This window comes from Spirosoma horti (assembly GCF_054776595.1).
This window is the reverse complement of record NZ_BAAHBQ010000016.1, coordinates 13,181-35,853: the sequence shown is the minus strand read 5'-3', so window position 1 is coordinate 35,853 and position 22,673 is coordinate 13,181. Positions and strand designations below refer to the sequence as shown.

Below are 22,673 nucleotides of genomic sequence, written 5' to 3'. Positions count from 1 at the left end.
GACTGATTGAATAGTAGCCTTCCCATAACTATTCAATCAGTCAATCACTTTATCATTCACTCTTTAGTACAATAGTCTAAACTTGATTGTGTTATCAATGTCCTTTAATTCTTCGACGACCTCGTCGGCATACTCCTTTGCCACATCTGTGATGACGTAGCCAATTTTTTCATTCGTTTTGAGGTACTGCCCGTGAATATTGATGTGGTATTTGGCGAAAATAGTATTCATTTTGGCCAGAATACCCGGAACATTGGCGTGAATGTGCAGCAATCGGTGTGCCCCTTTCAACAAAGGAAGTTGTAGTTCGGGGAAGTTTACACTGCCATAAGTGCTGCCATTGTTGATGTATTCGAGTAGCTTGCTCGGCACGAAATTACCAATGTTGGCCTGGGCTTCTTCGGTGCTGCCGCCGATGTGGGGCGTCAGAATTACGTTTGGCAGATTACGGAGGGCACTCGCAAACTCCTCGTTGTTGGTTTTTGGTTCCTGCGGAAATACGTCAACGCCCGCACCCGCAATTTTTCCCCGTTCGATGGCATCGACCAGGGCTGGAATATCGACAATATGACCACGGGAGAGATTAAGGAAGATAACGCCATTCTTCATCAGCCCAAATTCACGATAGCTGATCAGGTTTTTGTTTTCTTTACGCCCGTCGGTATGCAGGCTAATGATGTCGGCAATGGCCAGTAGTTCGTCCAGCGTTTTGCATTTCCGGGCATTCCCCAGGGCTAGTTTATCCACGACATCGTAAAAATAAACTTCCATGCCCAACGCTTCTGCCACGACCGATAGTTGCGTACCGATGTTGCCATAGCCCACAAGCCCGAGTTTCTTGCCGCGTACTTCGAAGCTGTTTTTTGCCGATTTATCCCAGCCTCCCTGGTGCATCATGTTGCTCTTCGGTACGATGCTCCGGATCAGCATGATAATCTCGCCAATGGCCAGCTCAACCACCGAACGGGTGTTGCTGTAAGGCGCATTGAAAACCGCAATGCCTTTGTCGGTGCAGGCATCCAGATCAATCTGGTTGGTGCCGATGCAAAACGCGCCAACGGTCATTAACTTGTTGGCATGTTCCAGGACGCGCGCCGTCACATTCGTTTTCGACCGAATGCCCAGGATCGATACATCGCGGATGGCTTCTATCAATTCGTCTTCATCCAGCGCACCTTTCCGGATTTCGACATTAAACCCTTCCTGCTCAAATAATTGAACGGCGATCGGGTGTACATTTTCGAGTAGCAGGACTTTAATTCGGCTTTTCGGGTAGGATTGGCTGCGGCTCAGGTTGTTATGGTACAGAAATTCATCGAGCGAAGGGGCGATGTGGTCGGCTTTCTCTACCACCCGAGGGCGCATTACGTTCTCTGTGAACGCATAAAACCGGTTGGCCAGTCCCGACGCTTTGATTTCATAGTCTGTGTATCCGTCACCAATCACATAGACTTCTCCATCGAGTTGCAGATTCCGAATAACCTGTGATTTACCTCCATTGGCCGATAATGGATTTTCGACGTCGAACCCGACAATCGCCCCGGTCTCATCGAACACGAACGTATTGGCAAATACATTCTCTGCCCGAATGCCCAGCGACGTAACAATCGGTACAATGAATTCCTTAAACCCGTTCGAAACGATATAAATCATTTCGGCATTCTCGGTCAGAAATTGCCTGTTGCGTTGAAACGAATCGGAGATCTTGCCCATTAGGGTTTCAACGAGCGCAGGTAACTGGCTTTTGTGGGCTTTGAGCAGATTGAGCCGAAGGGTCAGCGAATCTGTAAAGGAAATCTCACCCGACATGCCCCGGTCGGTAATGGCCTTGATTTCGTTCAGCACATCATTGCGGTCGGGGCGGCCCGTCAGTGAGATTTCACCCAGCACGTCGAGCGCTTCGACCTTGGTAAAGGTGCTGTCAAAATCAATGATGTAATAGGTTTGTTCGAGTGGTTTGGTGAGCATGATTGACAGTCCTAGTCGGAGTCTTTATTTAATTGTGATAATAGCTGTTCAAGTTTGATGCGAAGTAGCGGGATATCCTTTTGAATAACTACCCAGATTATGTCATAGTCAATTCCAAAATATTCATGAACAATAACATTGCGAATACCGGTTAATACACGCCATTCTATCTCTGAAAAACGATTCTTAGTTTCCTCTGCAACATGATTAGACGCTTCGCCAATTATTTCAATGAGTCTAGTTAAGGCAAGTTGTAATTTGCGATCCTGCAAGTATTCTTCATAAACCGTATTGCTGACGAATTCCTGAATCTCAATAATAGCGTTAAGCATATGCTGTACCCGTGCCTCTTCATTGATCCGCCTTTTCATAAATCAACATTTTGTCCTGATCAATGTATGGCTTGATATAAGGGGAAAGGCCATTTGCCGAGATAAGGTCCACGGGCATGTGAAGAATATCCTCTAATTGAAGTTTCATCCGAACGAAGTCAAATAGAGAAACCGTTGGCTCCAATTCAACCAGTATATCGACATCACTTCCATTGGTTGATTCGCCACGGGCCTGAGAACCAAATAAGTACGCTTTTCTAACAGGTTGTGAACCAAAATACTGCTGTATAACGGATTGCTGTATTATCATGATGCGTCCTGTTAAATTTAATTCGTCAAAAACTGCAAAGCTCGCTCTTCCGACCAGTACGTGCCCTGAATTCCGCCGGTTTGGGGTGGAAATCCACAGTGGCCGCCCTGCTCAGGGAACTCCATCCAGACCGTAGGGAGTTCCCGACCCAAAGCTTCCGGGAAACATTCGGGGGAAAGAAACGGGTCATTTTTGGCATTCACGATCAAGGTTGGAATGGTAATCGCTGGTATGAATTGCAGCGAACTACTCCGCGTATAATAGTCCGTTACGTCCCGAAAGCCATTCATTGGGGCCGTGAACAGATTATCGAACTCCCGGATACTCCGCGCCTTGCTTACGGTCTGTGTTGGAAAAACGCCCGGCATGGCGGCTGCTTTTTCCAGGACTTTCCGTTTCAGGGTTCGGTTGAACCGGTGATTGTAGATCAGGCTATCCCACTGTTCGAGCCGTCGGGCAGAACCCATCAGATCGACCGGAACCGAGAAAACGACGGCTTTTTTGATGGCCGGGTTTAGGGCGGCTCCGCTGCGCTCGCCAATGTATTTCAGCGTGACGTTGCCGCCCGCACTGAACCCCATGAGGTAACTGGTCTGATAGCCCTTCGATAGGGCATGTTGAATGATGAAGTGTAGATCGCCGGTTTCGCCGATATGATAGAATCGCTTCTGGCGGTTCATCTCGCCACTGCAGGACCGATAATGCCAGGCCAGACAATCGAATCCATGTTGTGTCAGATGCCGCACCATGCCGGCCAGATACTGGCTGGTTGAACTCCCCTCAAGCCCATGCGTAAGAATGACCAGCGGTTTTGGCGTTGATATGTCATCGGCATAGCACCAGTCGAGATCCAGAAAATCATCATCCGGTGTTTCGATGCGTTCGCGAACGTAGGAAACCGCTACCTTGCGAAAGAGCGAGGGAATGATGGTTTGCAGGTGGCCATTCCACAGCCGGATTGGCGGCTTATAACTCGATTGGGCAATCAGCGGCATTACCGAACGCGGGCGATTGAAGCCGCAAAGGTAAAGCTTCTGACGTTAGAAGCTCAAAAAACCTTAAAAAACATAGGCTTACCTTCATATATCATAAATGATCAAGCGACAAAAACCCATTTTCTATAGGCAATCAATGAGCAGCTCGAGTCAATCGCTGTTGTCAATCGCCAGATACTAAGACACCGACAAGCAAGCCGTGATTTGAAATTACGCCAATACAAACACCTTCCCGAAGAGTATCTGGAGCAGTTGCCTGACTCCATGAGACTTGACGTTGTTGACCATGGATAAAACCAAAAGAGATCGCTTCCAGAAGCGATCTCTTTTAGAAAGTGACGTTGATTTACAACGCCAATTCCTTTTCGGATACAATCGTTAGCACTTCGGTATCGTTCAGGCGAACGGCCAGACCCAGTGTTTTGGGGACTTCGTAATGAAAGTAAAACTTCATGGTGTGAATTTTACCTTCGTAGAAAGTTAGGTCGTCGCCTTGAGGATTCCGGGTTACCAGCGCTTGTTTGGCAACAACCGCCTGTTTCAACCACTGCCAGGCGACCACCACAATCCCGAACAGCTCCAGAAACAGCGTCGCGTCGGATAAGTAGCGCTCAATGTTCCCTTCTTGCACGTGAGGAAGCAGGCTCATCATCACCTCCTGTACCCGGTTGAGTTCGGCCGCTAGTTGGTCGGCGTAGGGCGTCAATTCGTCAAATGTGCTGGCTTCGGCAATTACCCTGTTCATTTCGGCAAAGAGCAGTTGGGGTGCTTTCCCACCTTTCATGGTCATTTTCCGTCCCAGCAAATCCTGCGCCTGAATACCCGTCGTGCCTTCGTAGATTGGCGTAATGCGAATATCACGGTACAGTTGTTCGACTGGGAAGTCTTCCGTGTAGCCATATCCGCCAAAGGTTTGTAAACTTTGACTAACCGACTGCACACCCATGTCGGAAGGGTAGGATTTCGCCACCGGCATTAATAAATCGAGCAGTAAAAACGCATTTTCTTTCTCATCGCCTTCGGCTACTTCGCTAATGTCATAGAGACGGGCTGCCTCCAGAAGTAACGCGAGCGAGCCTTCTGTAACGGCTTTCTGAAACAACAACATTCGCCGAACGTCGGGGTGGTTGATGATTGGCGTCTGGGGAGCATCTAACTGGGTTTTCGCATTCAACCGTCTGCTCTGTGGGCGTTCTTTGGCGTAGGCTAATGCTGCATAGTAGGCCGCTGTAGCAATGCCGGTTGCCGTCATGCCCACCCCAATTCGGGCTTCGTTCATCATCTGGAACATATACGACAGGCCCTTGTGCGGCTCGCCAACGAGGTAGCCGATGGTATTGTCGTTCGAGCCCATGGTGAGGTGCATGGCCGGTACGCCTTTTTGCCCCATTTTATGATAAAGGCCCGTTGACACAACGTCGTTGTCGACGAAGCGTCCCTGTTCGTCGGGCCGGTATTTCGGGACGACAAACAATGAAATGCCTTTTGTGCCACTGGGAGCTCCATCAATCCGCGCCAGCATTAGGTGAATGACGTTGTCAGCCGCATCATGATCGCCCGCCGAGATAAACACTTTCTGTCCCCTGATGCGATACGCTGCCATGCCAGCCTGGCCGTCAGATAGGAGCGTAGCCGAGGTTGTCACATCGGAGAGCGATGATCCTGCCTGTGGTTCGGTAAGCGCCATGGTTCCCTGCCAGGTGCCACCCAGCAGGTTTGGTACGTAAAAGTCACTTAATTCTGGAGAGCCAAACGAGGTGATGAGGTGAGCCGCTCCCGCCGTAAGCCCCGTATACATCATGCCGTTATTGGCGGCCATCAGGGTAAAGGTCACGCAGGAATTGATCAATTTTGGCAATTGCTGCCCGCCGTGCTCGAAGGAAAAACCGGCCCCGATCAGGCCGGCATCGCCCATGGCTTTCAGGTATTCCTTAATTTTTGGATGAACCCTAACCTGCCCGTTTTTAAGCTCCGGCTGATTTCTATCGACATCCTTCAGGTAGGGATACATGAGCGTATCGGCAATGTAGGTGGCCGAATCGAGCACAAGGTTGAAGGTTTCGCGGTCGTGGGCACTGAAGTAGTCGTATTTGGTCAGTTCATCCGCTTTGAAGACTTCGTGTACCAAAAATTGAAGGTTACGTTTGCTAAAATAAATTGTTGCCATGCGGGCGGTACGTATGCTTAGAGGGTTACTACGGATAAACGATGCGCTTATGAGGACGGTCGATAGCAGAAAAGCGGCACATTAATCAAAAACGAATGTGCCGCTTACTACGTATAAAAATACCAAACTTTGCTTGCACTCTTTACCTATATCTCAAAAAACTATCGTTTACTTTGTGTCGTATAGACAGTGACACGTTTAACATAAATCCAATCATTAACACATGAAAAATCTAATTGCAGTTTTTACATTGCTTTTTGCCATGGTATCGTGGGTGCAGGCGCAAGATAACAAAGCCCCCGCAAGTCCTAAAATAACGGCTGAAAGCCCAGATAAAAACATTAAGGTCGTGTATGGCCAGCCGTCCAAAAAAGGCCGGGTTATTTTTGGCGCCGATGGCTCGAACAGCCTCGAAAAATATGGTAAAGTGTGGCGGACAGGGGCCAATGAAGCAACCGAAGTGACGTTTAAAAGCGACGTAATGTTCGGCGGTAAGATGGTTAAAGCGGGTACGTATACGCTTTTCACCATCCCTGGTGAGAAAGAATGGAGCGTTATTCTGAACAGCACGCTGGGCCAATGGGGCGCGTATGATTATGAAAAAATTAAAGGTACCGATGTCGCTATGGTCAAGGTGCCTGTTTCGATGACTAAATCACCCATCGAAAAACTAACGATTACTCCAGCCAACAACAGCATTGCTATTGCCTGGGATAACATGACAGTTTCGGTACCCGTGACGAAACACGGTTGAGATAATGGTCCAGAGATCGAAAAAATCTTCGCTCCCTCGATTAAAAAACCCAGTCTAAACGACTGGGTTTTTTTCTTATAAGAAGCGTCTAAACAAGGTAATACTACTTATTTGGCCTCTCTTTCGAACGTAACGGGTCAGATTAGGGTCATAAACCTGTCAATAAGCGACCGTTTACGAATTAAATTGTTTGTAAGTGGTTAACAAACAAATGCTTATCGCGTTATTTGTAAAACGCTCTAACCGATACCCGATGATGAAACGCTACTTCCTGTATGTACTACTCGGATTCGCCGTCTTGCCTGCCTATGGGCAGGGTATTACGGACTATTATCGGTTACCCGAGCGCCGTCAGCAATATGACCGGCTCCTTGCCCGATATGGCGGGCCTTACATCAAAAGTCGCTGGTATGCGTCGCTGGATGGCTTCATTCGGACCGACCGGGCCAAACTCGATAATTCATTCGATGGCCTCATTCAGAGCGATGTCGTGGGTAAGGCAGGCTGGGGAGCGGTTGTTGGCTGGGTATATCGGGAGCGGTGGGCTGTCGAAGCAGGCTATGCCCAGATGCCCATCCATACACAGGTATCCGTTATTAATGCCAGTTATCCCCTGGTATTTCGTTACAACAGCAAGCAGAATGCGTTTGTCCTGCGCGGTAAACGGCTCATTGTATCAACCAGTAAGCCCTGGCTACGGTCGGGTTTCTGGTTAAGCGGGGGCATGTGGATCGTGCCAAATAGTGGGCAGCAGGAAGGCCGGTTTTCCCTCATCGGTTACCGATATGACGGTCATCGGGAAACGCCGGACACCCTTCGTCTAGCCAGTCAAACGAAGGCCAACACCAGAATGACCGCTATGGCCGAACTAGGAGCTGAATACAACATCCGGCTCAGCAACGCCATTGACCTGGGGTTCTCGGTGCGAAAATTCTGGGGATTGAGCAACGCGCTTACGACCGACGTAACGTATGCCGTTAATTACCCAACCTCACAAAGTGGACAACCGAATGCAGGTAGTCTTACATCGGTGCAAAAAGCCCAATTGCTGGGTGATGGCAGTGGCATGAGTTATGGCGTTACCTTGCGCTATACGTTCGCCACCCGGCGGCAGTTGTCCAATGCGCTCGAAGTGCGTGGGAAAGCCCCGCACATTCGTTGACATCAGGGTATCCAAACGCTTCGATTGGCTTCCGCAAACTGCCGGAACGTGCGTGGAGAGCGGTTCAGTAGCCGTTCGGTTTCCTGTGTGAGTGCCGCTGCTTTCCCTAATTTCGCTACACTGTAGAGTGCAACCATGACCATGGTGAAGCCCAGCGGTATAGTTTCCTTTTGCCATTTCTGCCAGATAAATCGTAGAATGGATGGATTCTGGTAGGTGATTTTTCGACCTAACACATCCGTTAAAACCTGAGCTATTTCAAAATAAGTCAGGGCTTCGGAGCCGGTCAGCTCATAACTTCGATACATAAATTCACTCGTCTGGCTTGTTAATGCCAGAGCTGCCACTTCGCCAATGTCCTGAACATCAATAAAGCTGGTACGGCCATTGCCCGCCGGAACAAAAATTTCGTTTCTAAATCGAATCTCGTCACGGTGAGTTGTGCTCAGATTCTGCATGAAAAAACTCGGTCGTAGAAATGTGTAGGGTAAACCAGCCTCGACAATCAGCTTTTCAATTTTATGGTGCGGTGTTACCGGATTATTCTCGACACCCTGGAGCGACAGAAAGACAACCTGCCGGATTCCCGCACGGTACATAGCACTAATGAATGGTCTGAAAAATTTGTCTACATCGGCCAGTTGAGGTGGCCGTATTAGCAGCACACGGCTAATCCCTTTCAGAGCCGGATCGAACGAAGCCGGATCGGCAAAATCGAGGTAAACGACCTCATCCGCCAAACCATTTAAGGTCTTGGTTAATTTAGTCCGATCACGCTGCCCGGAAACAAGGCTGAATAGTTTTCTGTTAGGGCGTTTGCTCAGTTCATGTAGGGCTTCCTGCCCAACATTTCCACTGACTCCCGTGAGTAATATCCGCTCAACCGCTGTAGCTGCCATGAAGATTTGCTGATTAATAAGGATAAAAGTAAATTTTTGCCTTTTGTGTTAATAATCATTCAGAAGCCACGAATAACTACATAATTAACGATTGACTACGTATGAAATGCTTTACATGGGGAATGTTATTGGCGAGTCTACTCACTTTTCAGACGGCCTTTGCCGATGTGCGTTTGCCTGCTGTTTTTGGCTCGCACATGGTCTTGCAGCGTCGAAAACCCGTGCCGGTATGGGGTTGGGCGGAAGCTGGTGAGAAGGTTACCGTAACGCTTAACAATCAAACAAAAACGACTAAAGCCGACAAAGCCGGTAAATGGCGTGTCACACTCGATGCGATGGAAGCGGGTGGACCGTATCAATTGCTGGTGAAAGGAAAAAGCAACACCGTTACGTTCGACGACGTGCTGGCGGGCGAAGTATGGATCTGTTCCGGGCAGTCGAATATGGAATGGCCGCTGGGGGCAGCCGCAAATGCCAAAACAGAAATTCCGGTGGCGAACTACCCAAACATCCGCCAACTCCTGGTCAAGAAAGACATAAGCTTAACGCCCAAAGATAATATCGAAGGCAACTGGAGTGTATGTACCCCCACAACGGCTCCCCAGTTTACGGCAGTTGGGTACTTTTTTGCGAAGCAATTACAAAAAGAACTTAACGTGCCCATCGGCCTGATCAACACATCCTGGGGCGGTACGCATTCCGAAACCTGGACGAGTCGCGAAGCCATGAACCAGAACGAGGAACTCCGGGTAGTTGCGAACAAACTACCCGCCAGCAGCGAGGAGGTAACCCAACGCGGAGCCGCCCGTACACAGGCATTAATAAAAACACAGCAGGGAAATCTGCCAACAGCCGCCGACGAGCAAACCTGGGCGAGTACTACGCTGAACGATAGTGATTGGAAAACCATGAACATGCCCGGCGATTGGGAGTGGGGCGGGCTACCCACGCTGGATGGAGTCGTCTGGTTCAGGCAGGATGTTGTCATTCCGGAAGGAGTCAACAGTCAGAAAATGGTGCTTTATATAGACTCCGTTGCCGACAATGACTCCACCTTTGTGAACGGGCAGTTGATAGGCAACACAAAAGGCGGGAAAGCCCGCGCTTATGCCGTGCCCGATGGTTTACTGAAACCCGGCCGGAATGTGGTTGCGATTCGCGTTACCGATACCGGTGGGAGCGGGGGCCTGATGGGTCGCCCTGAAGAGCTAAAACTCGCCGGCAATAACCTGACCATTCCACTGGCAGGTAAATGGAAACACCGGGTAGCCAACGTGTTTGCTTCGTCGTATAAGCCGGGGCCAAATACCTTCGCTACGCAATTATTCAATGCCATGATAAACCCGTTGATACCCTATGCCGTTGAGGGGGCCATCTGGTATCAGGGCGAGTCGAACGCAGGGCGCGCGTATCAATATCGCAAAACGTTTCCGTTGATGATTCAGGATTGGCGGCAGCATTGGGGATATGATTTTCCATTTCTGTTTGTGCAACTGGCCAGTTATAATGCAGCCAACGGCGATAGTCGGCATGGCAGTACGTGGGCTGAACTCCGTGAAGCCCAAACCATGACTCTTCAGTTACCCAATACGGGGATGGCCGTTACGTCAGATATTGGTGAGCGGACAGATATTCACCCAAAAAACAAACTGGATGTTGGAAATCGGCTGGCCGCCGAAGCGATGCGGGTTGCTTACAGTAAAAGCGGTGAGCCTGGCAATGAAGCATCTCGCGGACCTCAATTCAATAAAATGACCGTTGAGAATAATCGCGCTATACTAACCTTTTCAAACGTGGGCAGTGGTTTGGTCGCCAAGGATAAATACGGCTATTTGAGAGGCTTTGACGTAGCGGGCGCTGATCAGAAGTTCTATTATGCTAAAGCCGAGATTCAGGGAAATTCGGTCATCGTTCACGCTGATTCGGTAGCGGTACCAGTCGCCGTTCGCTATGGGTGGGCCGACGATAATGGCGATGTGAATTTGTTCAATAAGGAGAACTTTCCGGCTATACCCTTCCGTACGGATACATGGAAAGGAATTACGGAAGCCGCCAGATTTGGCGAACAATAACGGACGACTTTGATTAAAAACGGACAATGCGTATGTTGGCTCTCAGCATACGCATTGTCCGTTTCTACCGTAACTTATCTTATTATTTATGCATCAACACGTCTCCAGTTGGCTGGCTAGTCTATCGCTGATGATTGCGTTTGGCGCTCAGGCTCAAACGACAATTACCACATCGGGGTCGAACACGGCGCAGACTATTCGCATTTACGACCCTTTCCTGACCCGGTATAGTAAAATCGAAGGATCACCGTATATACCGGCAGATTCGGTGCAAAACGGCTGGCTGGTTATCAATAATAAGCGGGTAATAACCAAACTACGTTACAACAGTCAGACCGGAGAAGTCGAATATATCCAACAGGATAAGGTCGTCACGCCTGTCAATCCAGTCACGGAGTTTTTTATTGCCAGTGCAGACACCCTTCATTTCCGGAAAGGATTTCCAGCGGTAAATGCTTGGTCGGCAAATGATTTCTACCAGGTTTTGTTCGACGGGCGCACGCAAAAACTAGTGAAGCACATTAAAGCTGAGTTGAAGACCAACACGGATACCATGCAGAATGATTTTGGAAAGGAGCGTTTTGAGAAGCGGGAAGCGTATTTTATCTGGATCGCTACGGAACAACCACCGATCGAAAATTATTTCCTAAAATTAGCGGAGGGGCAAATGAAATCAGTCGTGGCCAGCCGAAAGTCTGTGGTGGCCGCCCTGCCCGAAAAAACGGCCATCATTGACCGTTATCTGACAGAGCAAAAAGTAAAGTTGAAATCCTGGTCAGAGCTGATCGGGATGCTTCGGTATTTGGAGACGCAGTAATATGAACCGGGATTTGCCGCATGAGATCGATTCATTTAATTGTCAACCTGACCTCTGTAGAAACAAATCAGATTAATCATATAGATCACACAAATCCCGGTTCTGAATTAGTTTTTGCTTTCCTGTTTCCGCATGGGCATGCTGTCTATTGTTTGAAAGAGGTCTTTAGCAGCAACAGGCTTTGAATAGGTCTGCTTAATGCCTCCATCTTTTCCGATCAGCCAGGCGACAAAGCCATCAGATGGATTCAGCTTGAAGTCATGCATGAGAAACTGGCGGTCGGGTTCCATCACCAACGACGCTACGAGTACGATCACGTCTAAATCGCGTTCGGCCACACCGTCTCGCACTTCATTCAGCGCTTCCTGCTGCTCAATTGTATAATGCTGTGCATCATCGCGTCCATACACCAGTAACACGCGCCGATGATCTTTCTTTTCGGTCAATATCGCTTTAAGCGATTTCTGCTGATTCGCTACACTTTCCATAGTAAGGGTAAGTCCTGTAAGGAGGATTGTCAAAGATATCAACCAAAAGCGTCTCATAGTGTTTGCTGTCTTACGGCCACAAAGCCATTTCGTCTATAAGCTTTGACCTATTTTCTGTCCACCCGTTTACAGGTCCTCCAGTCGCTCCAGCATCAAAATTGAGCCTTGCGGCACAATAACATACCGTTCACCTTCATAGTCCAGCTCAATAGCATTACGTTGTAAGTAAAGCGCTACATCGCCTTCCTGCGCCTGTAAAGGCATATATTTTACCTTCTCTTCTGTTTCTTTCCAGGGCTCTTCCTCAACCGCTGCCGGAATTGGATAACCGGGCCCTACTTTAATAACGTATCCTGACTGAACCTGTTCTTTTTCCTGCACCGTGGGTGGTAAGTACAAGCCACTGTTGGTCCGGTCAGATGGGTCTTTTGGTTTGATCAGTACCCGGTCGCCCACAACGATCAGGCGTTTCAGTTTATTATCGGCGGTGATTCCAAGCATAGGTGTAAGTCGTTAATCTATTGTCGTCAGCGAGTCGTCAAAAATCGGGCAAATGTGGCGTATAAGCCAAAATGTCAGCCGGAGTGCCTACTGAACGTCACTCAGGGTACCGGATCATAGCCATGACCACCCCACGGATGGCAGCTGCCAATTCGTTTCAGGCCCAGCCAGCCACCCCGCAAAGCGCCATATTTGCGAATGGCCTCCACCGTATATTGTGAACAGGTGGGCGTGTATCGGCAGGCATTGGGGAAGTAAGGTGACACAATGGCCTGGTATCCCCGAACGAGTCCGATTAAAATTAACTTCATCATAAACCGCTGAACACGAAAACGGCCAAAAACTTTCCCGCAATCCCTATCTTTGCCCAATATCGGTAATCGGTTTTGAGTTTACGGTTTATGGCAGGCTGAAGCACGACGTGCTGGCACCGATCGAATTCCCATAACCGTAAACGTAGAACCGTAAACCTGAAACTTATTCATTGTATGCTTCAATACGTTATTTGGGAAGTTAATCCCGAAATTTTTCACATTGGCTCGTTTTCGGTGCGGTGGTACGGTCTGCTGTTCGCGCTGGGTTTTCTGATTGGAATGCAGATTATGAGCTATATTTTCAAGAAGGAACACAAACCCGTTGCCGATACCGATAGCCTGCTTATTTACATGGTTGTGTCCACGATTGTGGGTGCCCGGCTGGGTCATTTCTTGTTTTATGAACCGGAAGTTCTGCTTCATCACCCACTCACGGTTATTACCCCCCCTTTCGCGGGTCTGGCCAGCCACGGAGCTACGATCGGTATTCTAATCGGCTTGTGGTTATATTCCCGCCGGAAAGAAAGTCGACTGACAAACCAGACGTTTCTGTGGGTAACGGATCGGATCGTAATCGTGGTTGCCCTGGCAGGGGCCTGTATTCGTTTCGGTAATCTGATGAACTCCGAAATCGTTGGCCGTCCAACGGATGTGCCCTGGGCGTTCGTATTTATGAATAACAATGAATACGCCAAAATTCCCCGCCACCCCGCTCAATTGTATGAGTCGCTTTCCTGTCTGGTCCTGTTTTTTATTCTGTTATGGTTCTGGAACCGCGTAAAAGAGAGAACGCCACGCGGAAGTATGCTGGGGATTTTCTTGATCTGGATTTTTGGGCTGCGGTTCTTTTATGAATATCTGAAAGAAAATCAGGTGCCATTTGAAGATAGTTTGCCCCTGAATGTTGGGCAAATTCTAAGTATTCCGGCGGTATTGATGGGCGTTTATTTTCTGGTGCGCAGTTATCGGACACCGATTCCATTGTCTGTATCGGAAGAATCAAAAGCAATCGAATCCTGACGTTAGAGTAGTTCACTGCCTTGTTTACCGACGAACGTAAGCCTCTGCATAGGTCCTCTGCTTGCTGGTAAATAGTATGGTGAACCGTTAATGTGCCCCATAAAAAGACGGGAACCCGGAAAATGCTGTATTTTTGAAGGTCGCTTATTTCAATCATACACTTCATTCTGTGAGCCCGTCTTTTTTTATGTCACGTCAATTTCTGCCCGCTCTGCTGGCAGGCCTGGTCGCTTATAGCGCGCAGGCACAAGTACCCGGCCGTCAGATGCACTGGTCTGCCGATGGCAATGCACTGGCCACGGTAGAGCAGGGGCAAATCGTTAAAACAGACATTCGAACCGGCCGAAAAACAACGCTTTTAAGTAAAGATCAGTTGCGTCGGCCCGGCAGCGATCAGCCCATGCCCGTTGCGGATTTTTCCTTTACTGCCGATAGCGCCAATAGTCTGATTTTTACGAACACCGCTCGTGTCTGGCGCTATAACACCAAAGGCGATTATTATCTGATCAACCGGGCGACTGGGCAGGTCCGGAAACTGGGCCAGTCGGGTAGTAACAAGCGCCCGGCACAGTCGCTGATGTATGCCAAATTATCGCCGGATGGACGTAGCGTCGGCTACGTGAATGAGCATAACCTGTTCGTTGAGGATGTCGCCACCGGCAAGATTACCCAGCTCACTACGGATGGAACGCGCAAACGCATCAACGGCACGTTCGACTGGGCATACGAAGAGGAGTTCGGTTGCCGGGATGGGTTTCGCTGGAGTCCCGACAGCAAGCAGATTGCCTATTGGCAGGTCGATGCCACCAAGATTCGGGATTATCTGATGCTCAACACTACCGACTCCATCTATTCGCATGTGGTGCCGGTAGAATATCCGAAAGTAGGGGAAAGCCCTTCGCCAACCCGTATCGGTGTTGTTTCTGTATCGGGTGGCCGGGATGCCGTACCACCAACGACCTGGCTCAACATTCCCGGCGACTCACAGCAGCATTATCTGATCCGGCTGGAATGGCTCCCCACTGGCGGAAGTGTGATTGTGCAACAACTGAATCGGAAACAGAACGAGAGCAAACTCTTCGTTTGCAATCCGTCAACTCAATCCGTTAACCCCATTTACTCCGAAACCGACAAAGCCTGGATCGACGGGAAAGCACGCTGGAGCCGCGATGATCCAAGTGGCTGGGAATGGCTCGAGAATGGGAAATCCTTCGTTTGGGTATCGGAGAAAGATGGCTGGCGGCATCTGTACCGCGTGGGCGTGGACGGTAAAAAAGAAATCAACCTGACACCAGGTTCGTATGACATTGCCACGATCAGTCATATCGATGAGCCCGCCAATCAACTCTATTTCATTGCCTCGCCCGATAATACCAACCAGCGGTATTTGTATCGTACACGGTTGGACGGGAAAGGCAAAGCGGAACGGGTAACGCCCGCTGGTCTGGCCGGGACCCACGGCTACACCATTTCGCCCAATGGCCGATTGGCCCAGCATACCTTCACCAATTACCAGACTCCTCCGTCGCGCGAGTGGGTGAGCCTGCCCGATCACAAAGCCGTCAATGAGTCGGAGAGCATTGCGGCCCGAACAAAACCCGTTGCCAAATCGAATGTCAGTTTCTTTAAGCTCACGACCGAAGAGGGCGTAACGCTCGATGGCTGGATGGCCAAACCGACGGATTTTGACAGCACCAAAAAATACCCGATCGTCTTTTACGTGTATGGCGAACCGGCCGGTAGTACCGTAAACGATGATTTTTCCATCGGGCAAAATCGGCTGTTTCAGGGCGGCATGGATAAGGCAGGGTATATCTACGTAGCGCTCGATAACCGCGGAACGCCCAATCTGAAGGGAGCTGCCTGGCGCAAGTCGATCTATCGGCAGATCGGTCGGATCAACATTCGCGATCAGGCAATGGGTGCCCGGAAGTTGTTTTCGCAACATGCCTACATCGATACCAGCCGGGTGGCCGTCTGGGGCTGGAGCGGGGGCGGGTCAACGACACTGCATCTGCTGTTTCAATATCCGGATATTTACAAAACGGGTATTGCCATTGCCGCCGTTGGTAACCAGTTATTCTACGACAATATTTACCAGGAACGGTACATGGGGATCCCACAGGAAAACCGGGAGGATTTCGTAGCGGGCTCGCCAATCACGTATGCAAAGAACCTGAAAGGCAACTTGCTCTATATTCACGGTACTGGCGACGATAATGTGCATTACGACAACGCCGAAGTGCTGATCAACGAGTTGGTCAGATACAACAAGCAATTTCAGGTGATGCCGTACCCGAATCGTTCGCACGGGATCAACGAGGGGCCGGGAACATCGTTACACCTGCAAACGCTCTACACAAATTACCTGCTGAACCATTGCCCGCCGGGTCCACGCTAACCGTCCGATATTCCATGAATCGACTCTTGTCTTTCCTTTTACTGCTGGCGCTGCCCATTCTCGCTCAGGCTCAGAAACACGGATTTACGCACGATGACACCCTTCGCGGGTCGATCACACCCGAACGGGCGTGGTGGGATCTGGCCTTTTACCACCTGACCGTTCGCGTGCAACCGACCGACAGCACCCTGAGTGGGTCAACCCTCATTCGGTATCGGGTGCTTAAGCCAGGCCAGACGCTACAGGTCGATTTACAGCGTCCATTGCGGGTATTGCGCGTGGAGCAGGATGGTAAAACGCTTGCTGTTCGGCAGGATGGCAATGCGTATTTTGTGACGTTGACGAAGCCACAAAAGCCTGGCCAGACGGAAGCCGTAACGGTGCATTATGCCGGGAAACCGCGCGTAGCAAAACGGCCGCCCTGGGATGGAGGACTTGTATGGTCGCGGGATAAAAGCGGGAACTGGTTCATCGCCACCGCCTGTCAGGGGCTGGGTGCCAGTGCCTGGTGGCCTTGTAAAGACCATATGTACGACGAACCGGACTCAATGGCCATCAGCGTAACTGTTCCGGAAGACCTGATGGATGTTTCGAATGGCCGACTGCGCCGGGTGACGACGAATCCCGATCACACCCGCACCTTCGACTGGTACGTCGTTAATCCGATCAACAATTACGGTGTCAACCTGAATATTGGCCGCTATGAACATTGGTCGGAGGAGTACGCAGGCGAAAAAGGTCCACTTGCACTGAATTATTATGCGTTGGCGGATCACGTCGACTCCGCCAAAACGCAATTTAAGCAGGTGCCTAAAATGCTGAAGGCATTTGAACACTGGTTTGGGCCATACCCGTTTTACGAAGACGGGTATAAGTTAGTCGAAACGCCCTATCTGGGCATGGAGCACCAAAGTTCAGTAACCTACGGCAACCATTTCCGGAATGGCTATCTGGGTCGCGATCTTTCCCATACGGGCTGGGGCCTGCTCTGGGATTTCATCATCGTTCATGAGTCGGGGCACGAGTGGTTTGCCAACAACATCACCTACAAGGATGTGGCCGATATGTGGATTCATGAGAGCTTCACCAATTACTCCGAATGCCTCTTTACGGAGTACTATTATGGCAAAGAGGCTGGTGCTCAGTATGTCATCGGGTGCCGGGCTAACATCCGGAATGATAGCCCAATTATTGGCATCTATAACGTAAACCACGAAGGATCGGCAGATATGTACTACAAGGGAGGCAATATGCTGCACACGATCCGGCAATTGGTGGGCAATGATTCAACCTGGCGTCAGGTCCTGCGCGGATTGAATAAAACGTTCTATCACCAAACGGTTACGAGCAACCAGATTGAACAATACATGAGTCAGCAAACGGGTTTGGAACTGAAGCCTGTGTTTGACCAGTATTTACGGAATACCAAAATCCCGATACTCGAATATCGTCCGGTAGCCAGTGGATTTCAGTATCGCTGGACAAACTGCGTGGCTGGTTTTGACATGTCAGTTCGCGTATGTGTTGGCGAATCAGGGCCTTATTATACGCTACAGCCAACGGCTCGGTGGAAAACACTGGCCGCAAAAAACGAAACTGCTCTCACCGTCGATGCTAATTATTACGTGCTCAGTAAACGAGTAGACTGATGTTCTTCCATGACGTTTAATCAAAAGATTAGCCGGCGAATGGCTGGAAAATGTACCTTATCGGTGTTTATTCATTTAGGCCCTTCTTACTATTATAACGATTATGCGAACAAACTTAACCCTGCTTTGGGCTGCATTACTGCCAGCCATGTTGCTGGCCGGATGTGGAAGTAACAAAGACGAAGAGAAAAAAGACGAAGAGTCCGTATCAACGCTGGGGGCTATGTCGGCCATGAAAGAGATGGCTGCCCAGGCCGAAGAAATGCAGAAAAACGGGCCCGTTGAAACGGTTGATTTCCGTTCGCTAAAGGAACTGTTACCCGCTGATGCGGATGGTTTGCCCCGAAAAGAAGCAACTGGTGAAAAAAATGGAACGGCTGGCTTCACGATATCGACGGCAAATAGCAAGTATGCCAATACAGATGATACCGAAAGTATCGAACTCTCGATCATTGATGGAGGAGGTTCGGCTATGACGATGGGACTGGCCGCCTGGTCGATGCTGGAAATGGATAAAGAAACCGGAGATGGCTACGAAAAAACCAGTAAAATTGGTGATAACAAATCCTATGAAAAGTATGATAACGGCGACAAAAGTGGCGAAGTGGCTATATTAGTCAAGAAACGGTTTGTTGTGTCGGCCAAAGGTCGGGGTGTAAGCATGGACAAAATTAAAGCTGCTCTGAACGATATTGATCTGGACAAATTGGGTAGTCTGAAATAAACAGACCCAGGATGATACGTTCAGAAGCCGTATCATCCTGGGTCTATACTCAACTCAGTTACTCGAACTGAGTATAGAGCGACTTCCGGTCGACCTTGTCGGGCAAGGGACCTTGTCGCGTTAGTTTCATTTTGGCCAGAGCAGCGCCAACGTGGGCGCAGTTGGCGGGTGCATAGCCATCCAGATAGGCCGTCAGAAAACCAGCCCAGTACGCGTCGCCTGCTCCGGTAACATCAACAACGTCGATCTTTTTGCCGGGTATCCGGGCCTGCTTCGCACCGTTATCATACGACACCAGGCTACCGTTAGGGCCGAGTGTCAGACAGATAAGCGCTGCCCCCATTTCGTGGAAATCGCCCAAAATGCGTTCCGGTGTCTGGGGTTCGCCATAAAGCCGTTCGGCATCATCTTCGCTGATTTTTACCAGTGCACCCGCAGCGCAGTAGTCTCGTAAAACGCGCCATGCCTGCTGGCGGTCGGGCCATATGCTCGGTGCGTAATTAGTGTCAATAGTAACCTGGCAACCAGCAGCCCGTGCCCGCCTAGCTGCATCCACAATCGTATCCTGTGCCGGTTGTCGGCTCAAAGCAAAGCAGGTCGTGTGAAATAGCTGAACCTGGGCCAGTAAAGAATCCGGTAATTGCTCCGGTTTAATCTGGCAATCGGCATGGCGGTAGGCGACAAAGTCGGGTGTGCCGGCTGTGCGCGAAACCATCACAATACTGCTTGGCTCCCATGGGTCGGAGGTGATGAATTGGGTGTCCACCCCCGATTCCGCGATTTGTCGGGTCAGATAGGTGCCGATGTTATCGCTGCCAACGCAAGCTACCAATGCCGTCGGGTTACCCAAACGAGCCATGTTCGAAGCCATATTCGCCGGGCTACCGCCCTGGTATCGACGAAAATCCTGGGCGTCGAGTAAGCTATTGGACACATGGTGACCGATCAAATCGGCTAATAGTTCGCCAACAGAAAGGAGGGCGTAGGGTCGCGGTGGAGTCGTCATAGTAGAAAGAGCCTTCTGACCAGAAAAAAACGGCGTAACGAGTAAAACCGAGGCCTCCGGCAAATCAGAAATTCAAAGAAAGGGAAAAGTTAATTAATTCCCACCCGGCTCAATCGGGAAGGCGGCTTCTTCGCTTTGCTTTGTTTCTTTAACCAGAAAGCAGGCACCGGCCGCCAGTAAGAGACAGACACCGGCTAAGGCAAGTGCGTTCCGAGGGTCATTTTTCAGCAAAGTTGGGTAGAAGAGTTGCACAGTCAGGTTGTTGACAATCTGCGGTACCACGATAAAGCCATTGAAAATTCCCATATAAACACCCATTCGTTCGGCCGGCACAGAGCTGGAAAGCAACACATACGGCATGGACAAAATAGAACCCCACGCCAGCCCCACCATGGTCATACCGATAAAAAAGGCGTATTTATCATTCGACAGCAGCATGGACAGGAAACCCAGCCCGCCAATGGTCAAGAAAACAGCATGCGTAGCCCGACGGCCAATGCGGTTGGCAATGGCGGGTAAGAAGAAGGAAATCGTAAAGCAGCCCACATTGAACATCGCAAAGCAAATGTTGCCCCATTCCGTACCTTCCTGAAAACCCGGCGACTCAGGTGTGGGTGCATTGAAGGCATGACGAGCTACCGCCAGCGTTAAATACTGCCACATGAGCGGCAGGGCAAACCAGGTAAAGAACTTAACCCACCACAACTGCTTCATGGTAGACGGCATTTCTTTAATGGCCTGAAAGATTTCGGCAAATGCCCCGCCAATACCCCGGCTCTCCGTTTTAACGCGTTTAAATTCTTCCAGGTCTTCGGGAGGGTACTCATCCGTCGTATAGATTGTCCATAAAACGGCGAGTAATACGGCCAAACCACCAATGTAGAATGGGTATTTAATGCTGTTGGGAATAACGCCAGCCGCTACGACAGCCGTTGTGGTGAGGCCCAGAAGCCTGAAAATGGTTGGCATCAGGTTAGCCATGGTCTGGCCGAAACCAACAAAGAAGCTTTGTACGGCAAAGCCTAAATCGCGTTGCTGATCATTGAGTTTGTCGCCAATGAACGCCCGAAATGGCTCCTGGGTAATATTCAGACCCGTGTCTAGAATCCACATCAAGCTGGCCGCCATCCACAACGCCGATGAGTTAGGCATTAAAAATAACGCTAGACTGGTAACGAGCGCACCAATCAGGAAAAACGGTTTCCGACGCCCCCATCGTTTAGACCAGGTGCGGTCACTGATCGAGCCAATGATCGGTTGAACGATCAGACCGGTTATTGGACCGGCCAGCCATAGAATTGGGATATTGGCCTCGTCTGCCTGCAAGTACCGGAAAATAGGACTCATATTGGCCTGTTGCAGACCAAACCCGTATTGAATGCCTAAAAAGCCGAAGCTCATGTTCCAGATTTGCCAGAAACTTAGAGTAGGTTTAACGGTGGCGGTGGGTTTCTTTATGTTTCCAGTCTGCATGGATTGTCGTATATTTATCAGTTGGTGCCTAGGCTGAAGAATGGCCAACAATAATACATACTGATTTGCAGGATACGGAGATATACTTGTCTTATTTTTTCGAAAAGCCGTACTTTTGAGAATGATTCCGAAAAGGTGGCCGCTCCTCATTACGGTACTTACATTTTTTAGTTTAACCTCTTTATCCGCCTTTGCATCGGGGTCGGCCGACTCGACGCAGAAAGTCATTGTTCGATCCATTACCCTAAAAGGAAATTACCGTACCCGCGATCGAATCATTCTTCGGGAAATGACGATTCACATGGGAGACTCCATTCGGCTGAGCGATTTGCCGGGTCGGATAGCCTGGGATCAGCGCAATATTAACAATACGACCCTCTTCATTACGGTAGACGCAACCACCCAGATGACGGCGCCAGTTGATTTGACACAACTTGCCCAGGTCGATTTAACCATCACGATGAAAGAACGGTGGTACTTCATCGCGTATCCTGTTTTTGACCTGGCCGACCGTAACCTGAATGAATGGTGGTATGACCGGGGCCGTGATTTCCGTCGGGTTATTTATGGGGGTCACCTGAGCTACCGCAACGTAACGGGCAATAATGACCGGCTGCAGGTCGTCATTGAACGGGGTTTTTTACAGCGGACGATTCTCTCTTACTCAAAGCCCTACATTGATCTGGCTCAGAAAATAGGTCTGCGCGTTGATGTGGGCTACATAACCAATAAGGAAATTCCCTACCGTACCCAATATGATAAGTGGGTATATGTGAAATCGGAAGATGTGCTTCGCGAACGAGCTTATGCGGCCGTAACCCTGACACATCGGCGGGGGCTCTATCATTACCACACCTTGGATACGCGGTATACCCGAAATACAATTGCTGATACGATTGCGCGGCTCAACCCGGATTATTTTCTGGATGGGCAGACGGAACAGCACTTTCTGTCAGCATCCTATAACTACCGGTACGATCGGCGCGATAACGTCGTCTATCCATTACAGGGTACACTCATTTCGGCAGGCATCGGCGTGTCGGGATTGTTGCCAAAAGACAATTTTCATTTTCTGGACTTATCGGTTTCGGCCACCCGCTACTGGTCGCTGGGGGGGCGGTTCTACCTGGCGGGTAACCTGCGCGCCCGCTCAAACTGGCCCACTCGACAGCCTTATGTTAGTCTGCGCGGATTAGGCAGCTCCAGTGATATGGTGCGCGGTTATGAGCTGTATGTGATTGACGGGCAACGGACCTTTATCTGGCGAAATAGCCTTCGTTATCAACTGTTTAATGTTCGCAAGCAGCTTAACTGGCTCCATGTGCGGCAGTTCAACACCGTACCTATTTCAGCGTATCTGACGGTCTTCGGCGATGCGGGCTATGTGAGCAGCACCTATGCGGAGCAGTACCAAAGTCGGTTAGCCAATAAACTGCTGGCTGGAACGGGCATGAGTCTGGATGTTGTGTCATTTTATAATCTGGTCATGCGGTTTAGCGGTACGATCAACGCACAGGGTAAGGCTGGTTTCTTCTTCAACCTGGCGCAGGAGCTGTAACACTCCACTCATCAAATCCCCTGCACAATTTACGGCTTAGGTAACCAATCATCCGAATCTGGT

General features: G+C 49.8%; 20 protein-coding genes. 9 read left to right on the top strand and 11 right to left on the bottom strand.

Translation table 11 applies throughout. The features are described 5' to 3' along the window. Positions 1-63 precede the first annotated feature (63 nt). From serA to ACYVAM_RS31195, 5 genes are all read right to left on the bottom strand, one after another. Positions 64-1,968, bottom strand: a complete 1,905-nt coding sequence (serA, locus tag ACYVAM_RS31215) for a phosphoglycerate dehydrogenase (RefSeq protein WP_461074079.1) — start codon at positions 1,966-1,968, stop codon at positions 64-66. Between the two features lie 11 nt (positions 1,969-1,979). Continuing rightward, positions 1,980-2,339 carry a HepT-like ribonuclease domain-containing protein gene (locus ACYVAM_RS31210; RefSeq protein ID WP_461074078.1) on the bottom strand — a complete coding sequence of 120 codons (360 nt, stop codon included), beginning with the start codon at positions 2,337-2,339 and terminating at the stop codon, positions 1,980-1,982. After that, entirely contained in the window at positions 2,320-2,610 is a 291-nt protein-coding gene (locus ACYVAM_RS31205; protein WP_461074077.1) for a nucleotidyltransferase family protein, read from the bottom strand. The genes ACYVAM_RS31210 and ACYVAM_RS31205 overlap by 20 nt, the downstream gene beginning before the upstream one ends. Before the next feature lie 17 nt (positions 2,611-2,627). After that, positions 2,628-3,605, bottom strand: a complete 978-nt coding sequence (locus tag ACYVAM_RS31200) for a YheT family hydrolase (protein ID WP_461074076.1) — start codon at positions 3,603-3,605, stop codon at positions 2,628-2,630. 346 nt (positions 3,606-3,951) lie between these two features. Beyond that, positions 3,952-5,772 carry an acyl-CoA dehydrogenase gene (locus ACYVAM_RS31195; RefSeq protein WP_461074075.1) on the bottom strand — a complete coding sequence of 607 codons (1,821 nt, stop codon included), beginning with the start codon at positions 5,770-5,772 and terminating at the stop codon, positions 3,952-3,954. 223 nt (positions 5,773-5,995) lie between these two features. On the opposite strand from ACYVAM_RS31195, the gene ACYVAM_RS31190 reads away from it, so the two are divergent. After that, complete coding sequence (locus tag ACYVAM_RS31190) at positions 5,996-6,526, top strand: DUF2911 domain-containing protein (protein ID WP_461074074.1); 531 nt, start codon at positions 5,996-5,998, stop codon at positions 6,524-6,526. Positions 6,527-6,779: 253 nt separating this feature from the next. Continuing rightward, complete coding sequence (locus ACYVAM_RS31185) at positions 6,780-7,688, top strand: hypothetical protein (protein ID WP_461074073.1); 909 nt, start codon at positions 6,780-6,782, stop codon at positions 7,686-7,688. 2 nt (positions 7,689-7,690) lie between these two features. On the opposite strand, the gene ACYVAM_RS31180 is transcribed toward ACYVAM_RS31185, so the two are convergent. Further along, positions 7,691-8,587 (bottom strand): SDR family oxidoreductase, encoded by an 897-nt coding sequence (locus tag ACYVAM_RS31180; protein ID WP_461074072.1) that lies wholly within the window; start codon positions 8,585-8,587, stop codon positions 7,691-7,693. 101 nt (positions 8,588-8,688) lie between these two features. On the opposite strand from ACYVAM_RS31180, the gene ACYVAM_RS31175 reads away from it, so the two are divergent. After that, positions 8,689-10,659 (top strand): sialate O-acetylesterase, encoded by a 1,971-nt coding sequence (locus ACYVAM_RS31175; protein WP_461074071.1) that lies wholly within the window; start codon positions 8,689-8,691, stop codon positions 10,657-10,659. Between the two features lie 88 nt (positions 10,660-10,747). After that, positions 10,748-11,476, top strand: a complete 729-nt coding sequence (locus ACYVAM_RS31170; RefSeq protein WP_461074070.1) for a hypothetical protein — start codon at positions 10,748-10,750, stop codon at positions 11,474-11,476. Positions 11,477-11,583: 107 nt separating this feature from the next. Here ACYVAM_RS31170 and ACYVAM_RS31165 read toward each other — a convergent pair whose 3' ends face one another. The 3 genes from ACYVAM_RS31165 to yidD form a co-directional block, all read right to left on the bottom strand. Further along, positions 11,584-11,964: a DUF4174 domain-containing protein gene (locus tag ACYVAM_RS31165; protein ID WP_461074069.1), complete on the bottom strand. Its 381-nt coding sequence runs from the start codon at positions 11,962-11,964 to the stop codon at positions 11,584-11,586. 126 nt (positions 11,965-12,090) lie between these two features. Further along, entirely contained in the window at positions 12,091-12,465 is a 375-nt protein-coding gene (locus ACYVAM_RS31160) for a co-chaperone GroES (protein ID WP_461074068.1), read from the bottom strand. Between the two features lie 101 nt (positions 12,466-12,566). Further along, entirely contained in the window at positions 12,567-12,776 is a 210-nt protein-coding gene (gene yidD, locus ACYVAM_RS31155) for a membrane protein insertion efficiency factor YidD (protein ID WP_046579734.1), read from the bottom strand. Positions 12,777-12,953: 177 nt separating this feature from the next. Here yidD and lgt point away from each other — a divergent pair, with 177 nt between their 5' ends. From lgt to ACYVAM_RS31135, 4 genes are all read left to right on the top strand, one after another. Beyond that, positions 12,954-13,799 (top strand): prolipoprotein diacylglyceryl transferase, encoded by an 846-nt coding sequence (lgt, locus tag ACYVAM_RS31150; RefSeq protein ID WP_461074067.1) that lies wholly within the window; start codon positions 12,954-12,956, stop codon positions 13,797-13,799. Positions 13,800-14,064: 265 nt separating this feature from the next. Then, the gene (locus ACYVAM_RS31145) at positions 14,065-16,200 is read left to right on the top strand and encodes a S9 family peptidase (RefSeq protein ID WP_461074095.1); all 2,136 of its coding nucleotides are present in this window, start codon (positions 14,065-14,067) and stop codon (positions 16,198-16,200) included. A gap of 14 nt (positions 16,201-16,214) precedes the next feature. Then, a complete protein-coding gene (locus ACYVAM_RS31140; RefSeq protein WP_461074066.1) occupies positions 16,215-17,849 on the top strand; it encodes a M1 family metallopeptidase in 1,635 nt (544 codons plus the stop codon). A gap of 103 nt (positions 17,850-17,952) precedes the next feature. Further along, the gene (locus ACYVAM_RS31135) at positions 17,953-18,573 is read left to right on the top strand and encodes a transposase (protein ID WP_461074065.1); all 621 of its coding nucleotides are present in this window, start codon (positions 17,953-17,955) and stop codon (positions 18,571-18,573) included. 58 nt (positions 18,574-18,631) lie between these two features. On the opposite strand, the gene ACYVAM_RS31130 is transcribed toward ACYVAM_RS31135, so the two are convergent. Both ACYVAM_RS31130 and ACYVAM_RS31125 read right to left on the bottom strand, forming a co-directional pair. Continuing rightward, positions 18,632-19,579: a carbohydrate kinase family protein gene (locus tag ACYVAM_RS31130; RefSeq protein WP_461074064.1), complete on the bottom strand. Its 948-nt coding sequence runs from the start codon at positions 19,577-19,579 to the stop codon at positions 18,632-18,634. A gap of 93 nt (positions 19,580-19,672) precedes the next feature. After that, positions 19,673-21,052, bottom strand: coding sequence for an MFS transporter (locus ACYVAM_RS31125; protein WP_461074063.1), 1,380 nt, complete (start codon positions 21,050-21,052; stop codon positions 19,673-19,675). Between the two features lie 121 nt (positions 21,053-21,173). Between ACYVAM_RS31125 and ACYVAM_RS31120 the strand changes: the two genes are divergently transcribed. Then, positions 21,174-22,610: a BamA/TamA family outer membrane protein gene (locus ACYVAM_RS31120; RefSeq protein ID WP_461074062.1), complete on the top strand. Its 1,437-nt coding sequence runs from the start codon at positions 21,174-21,176 to the stop codon at positions 22,608-22,610. Positions 22,611-22,673: the final 63 nt, after the last annotated feature.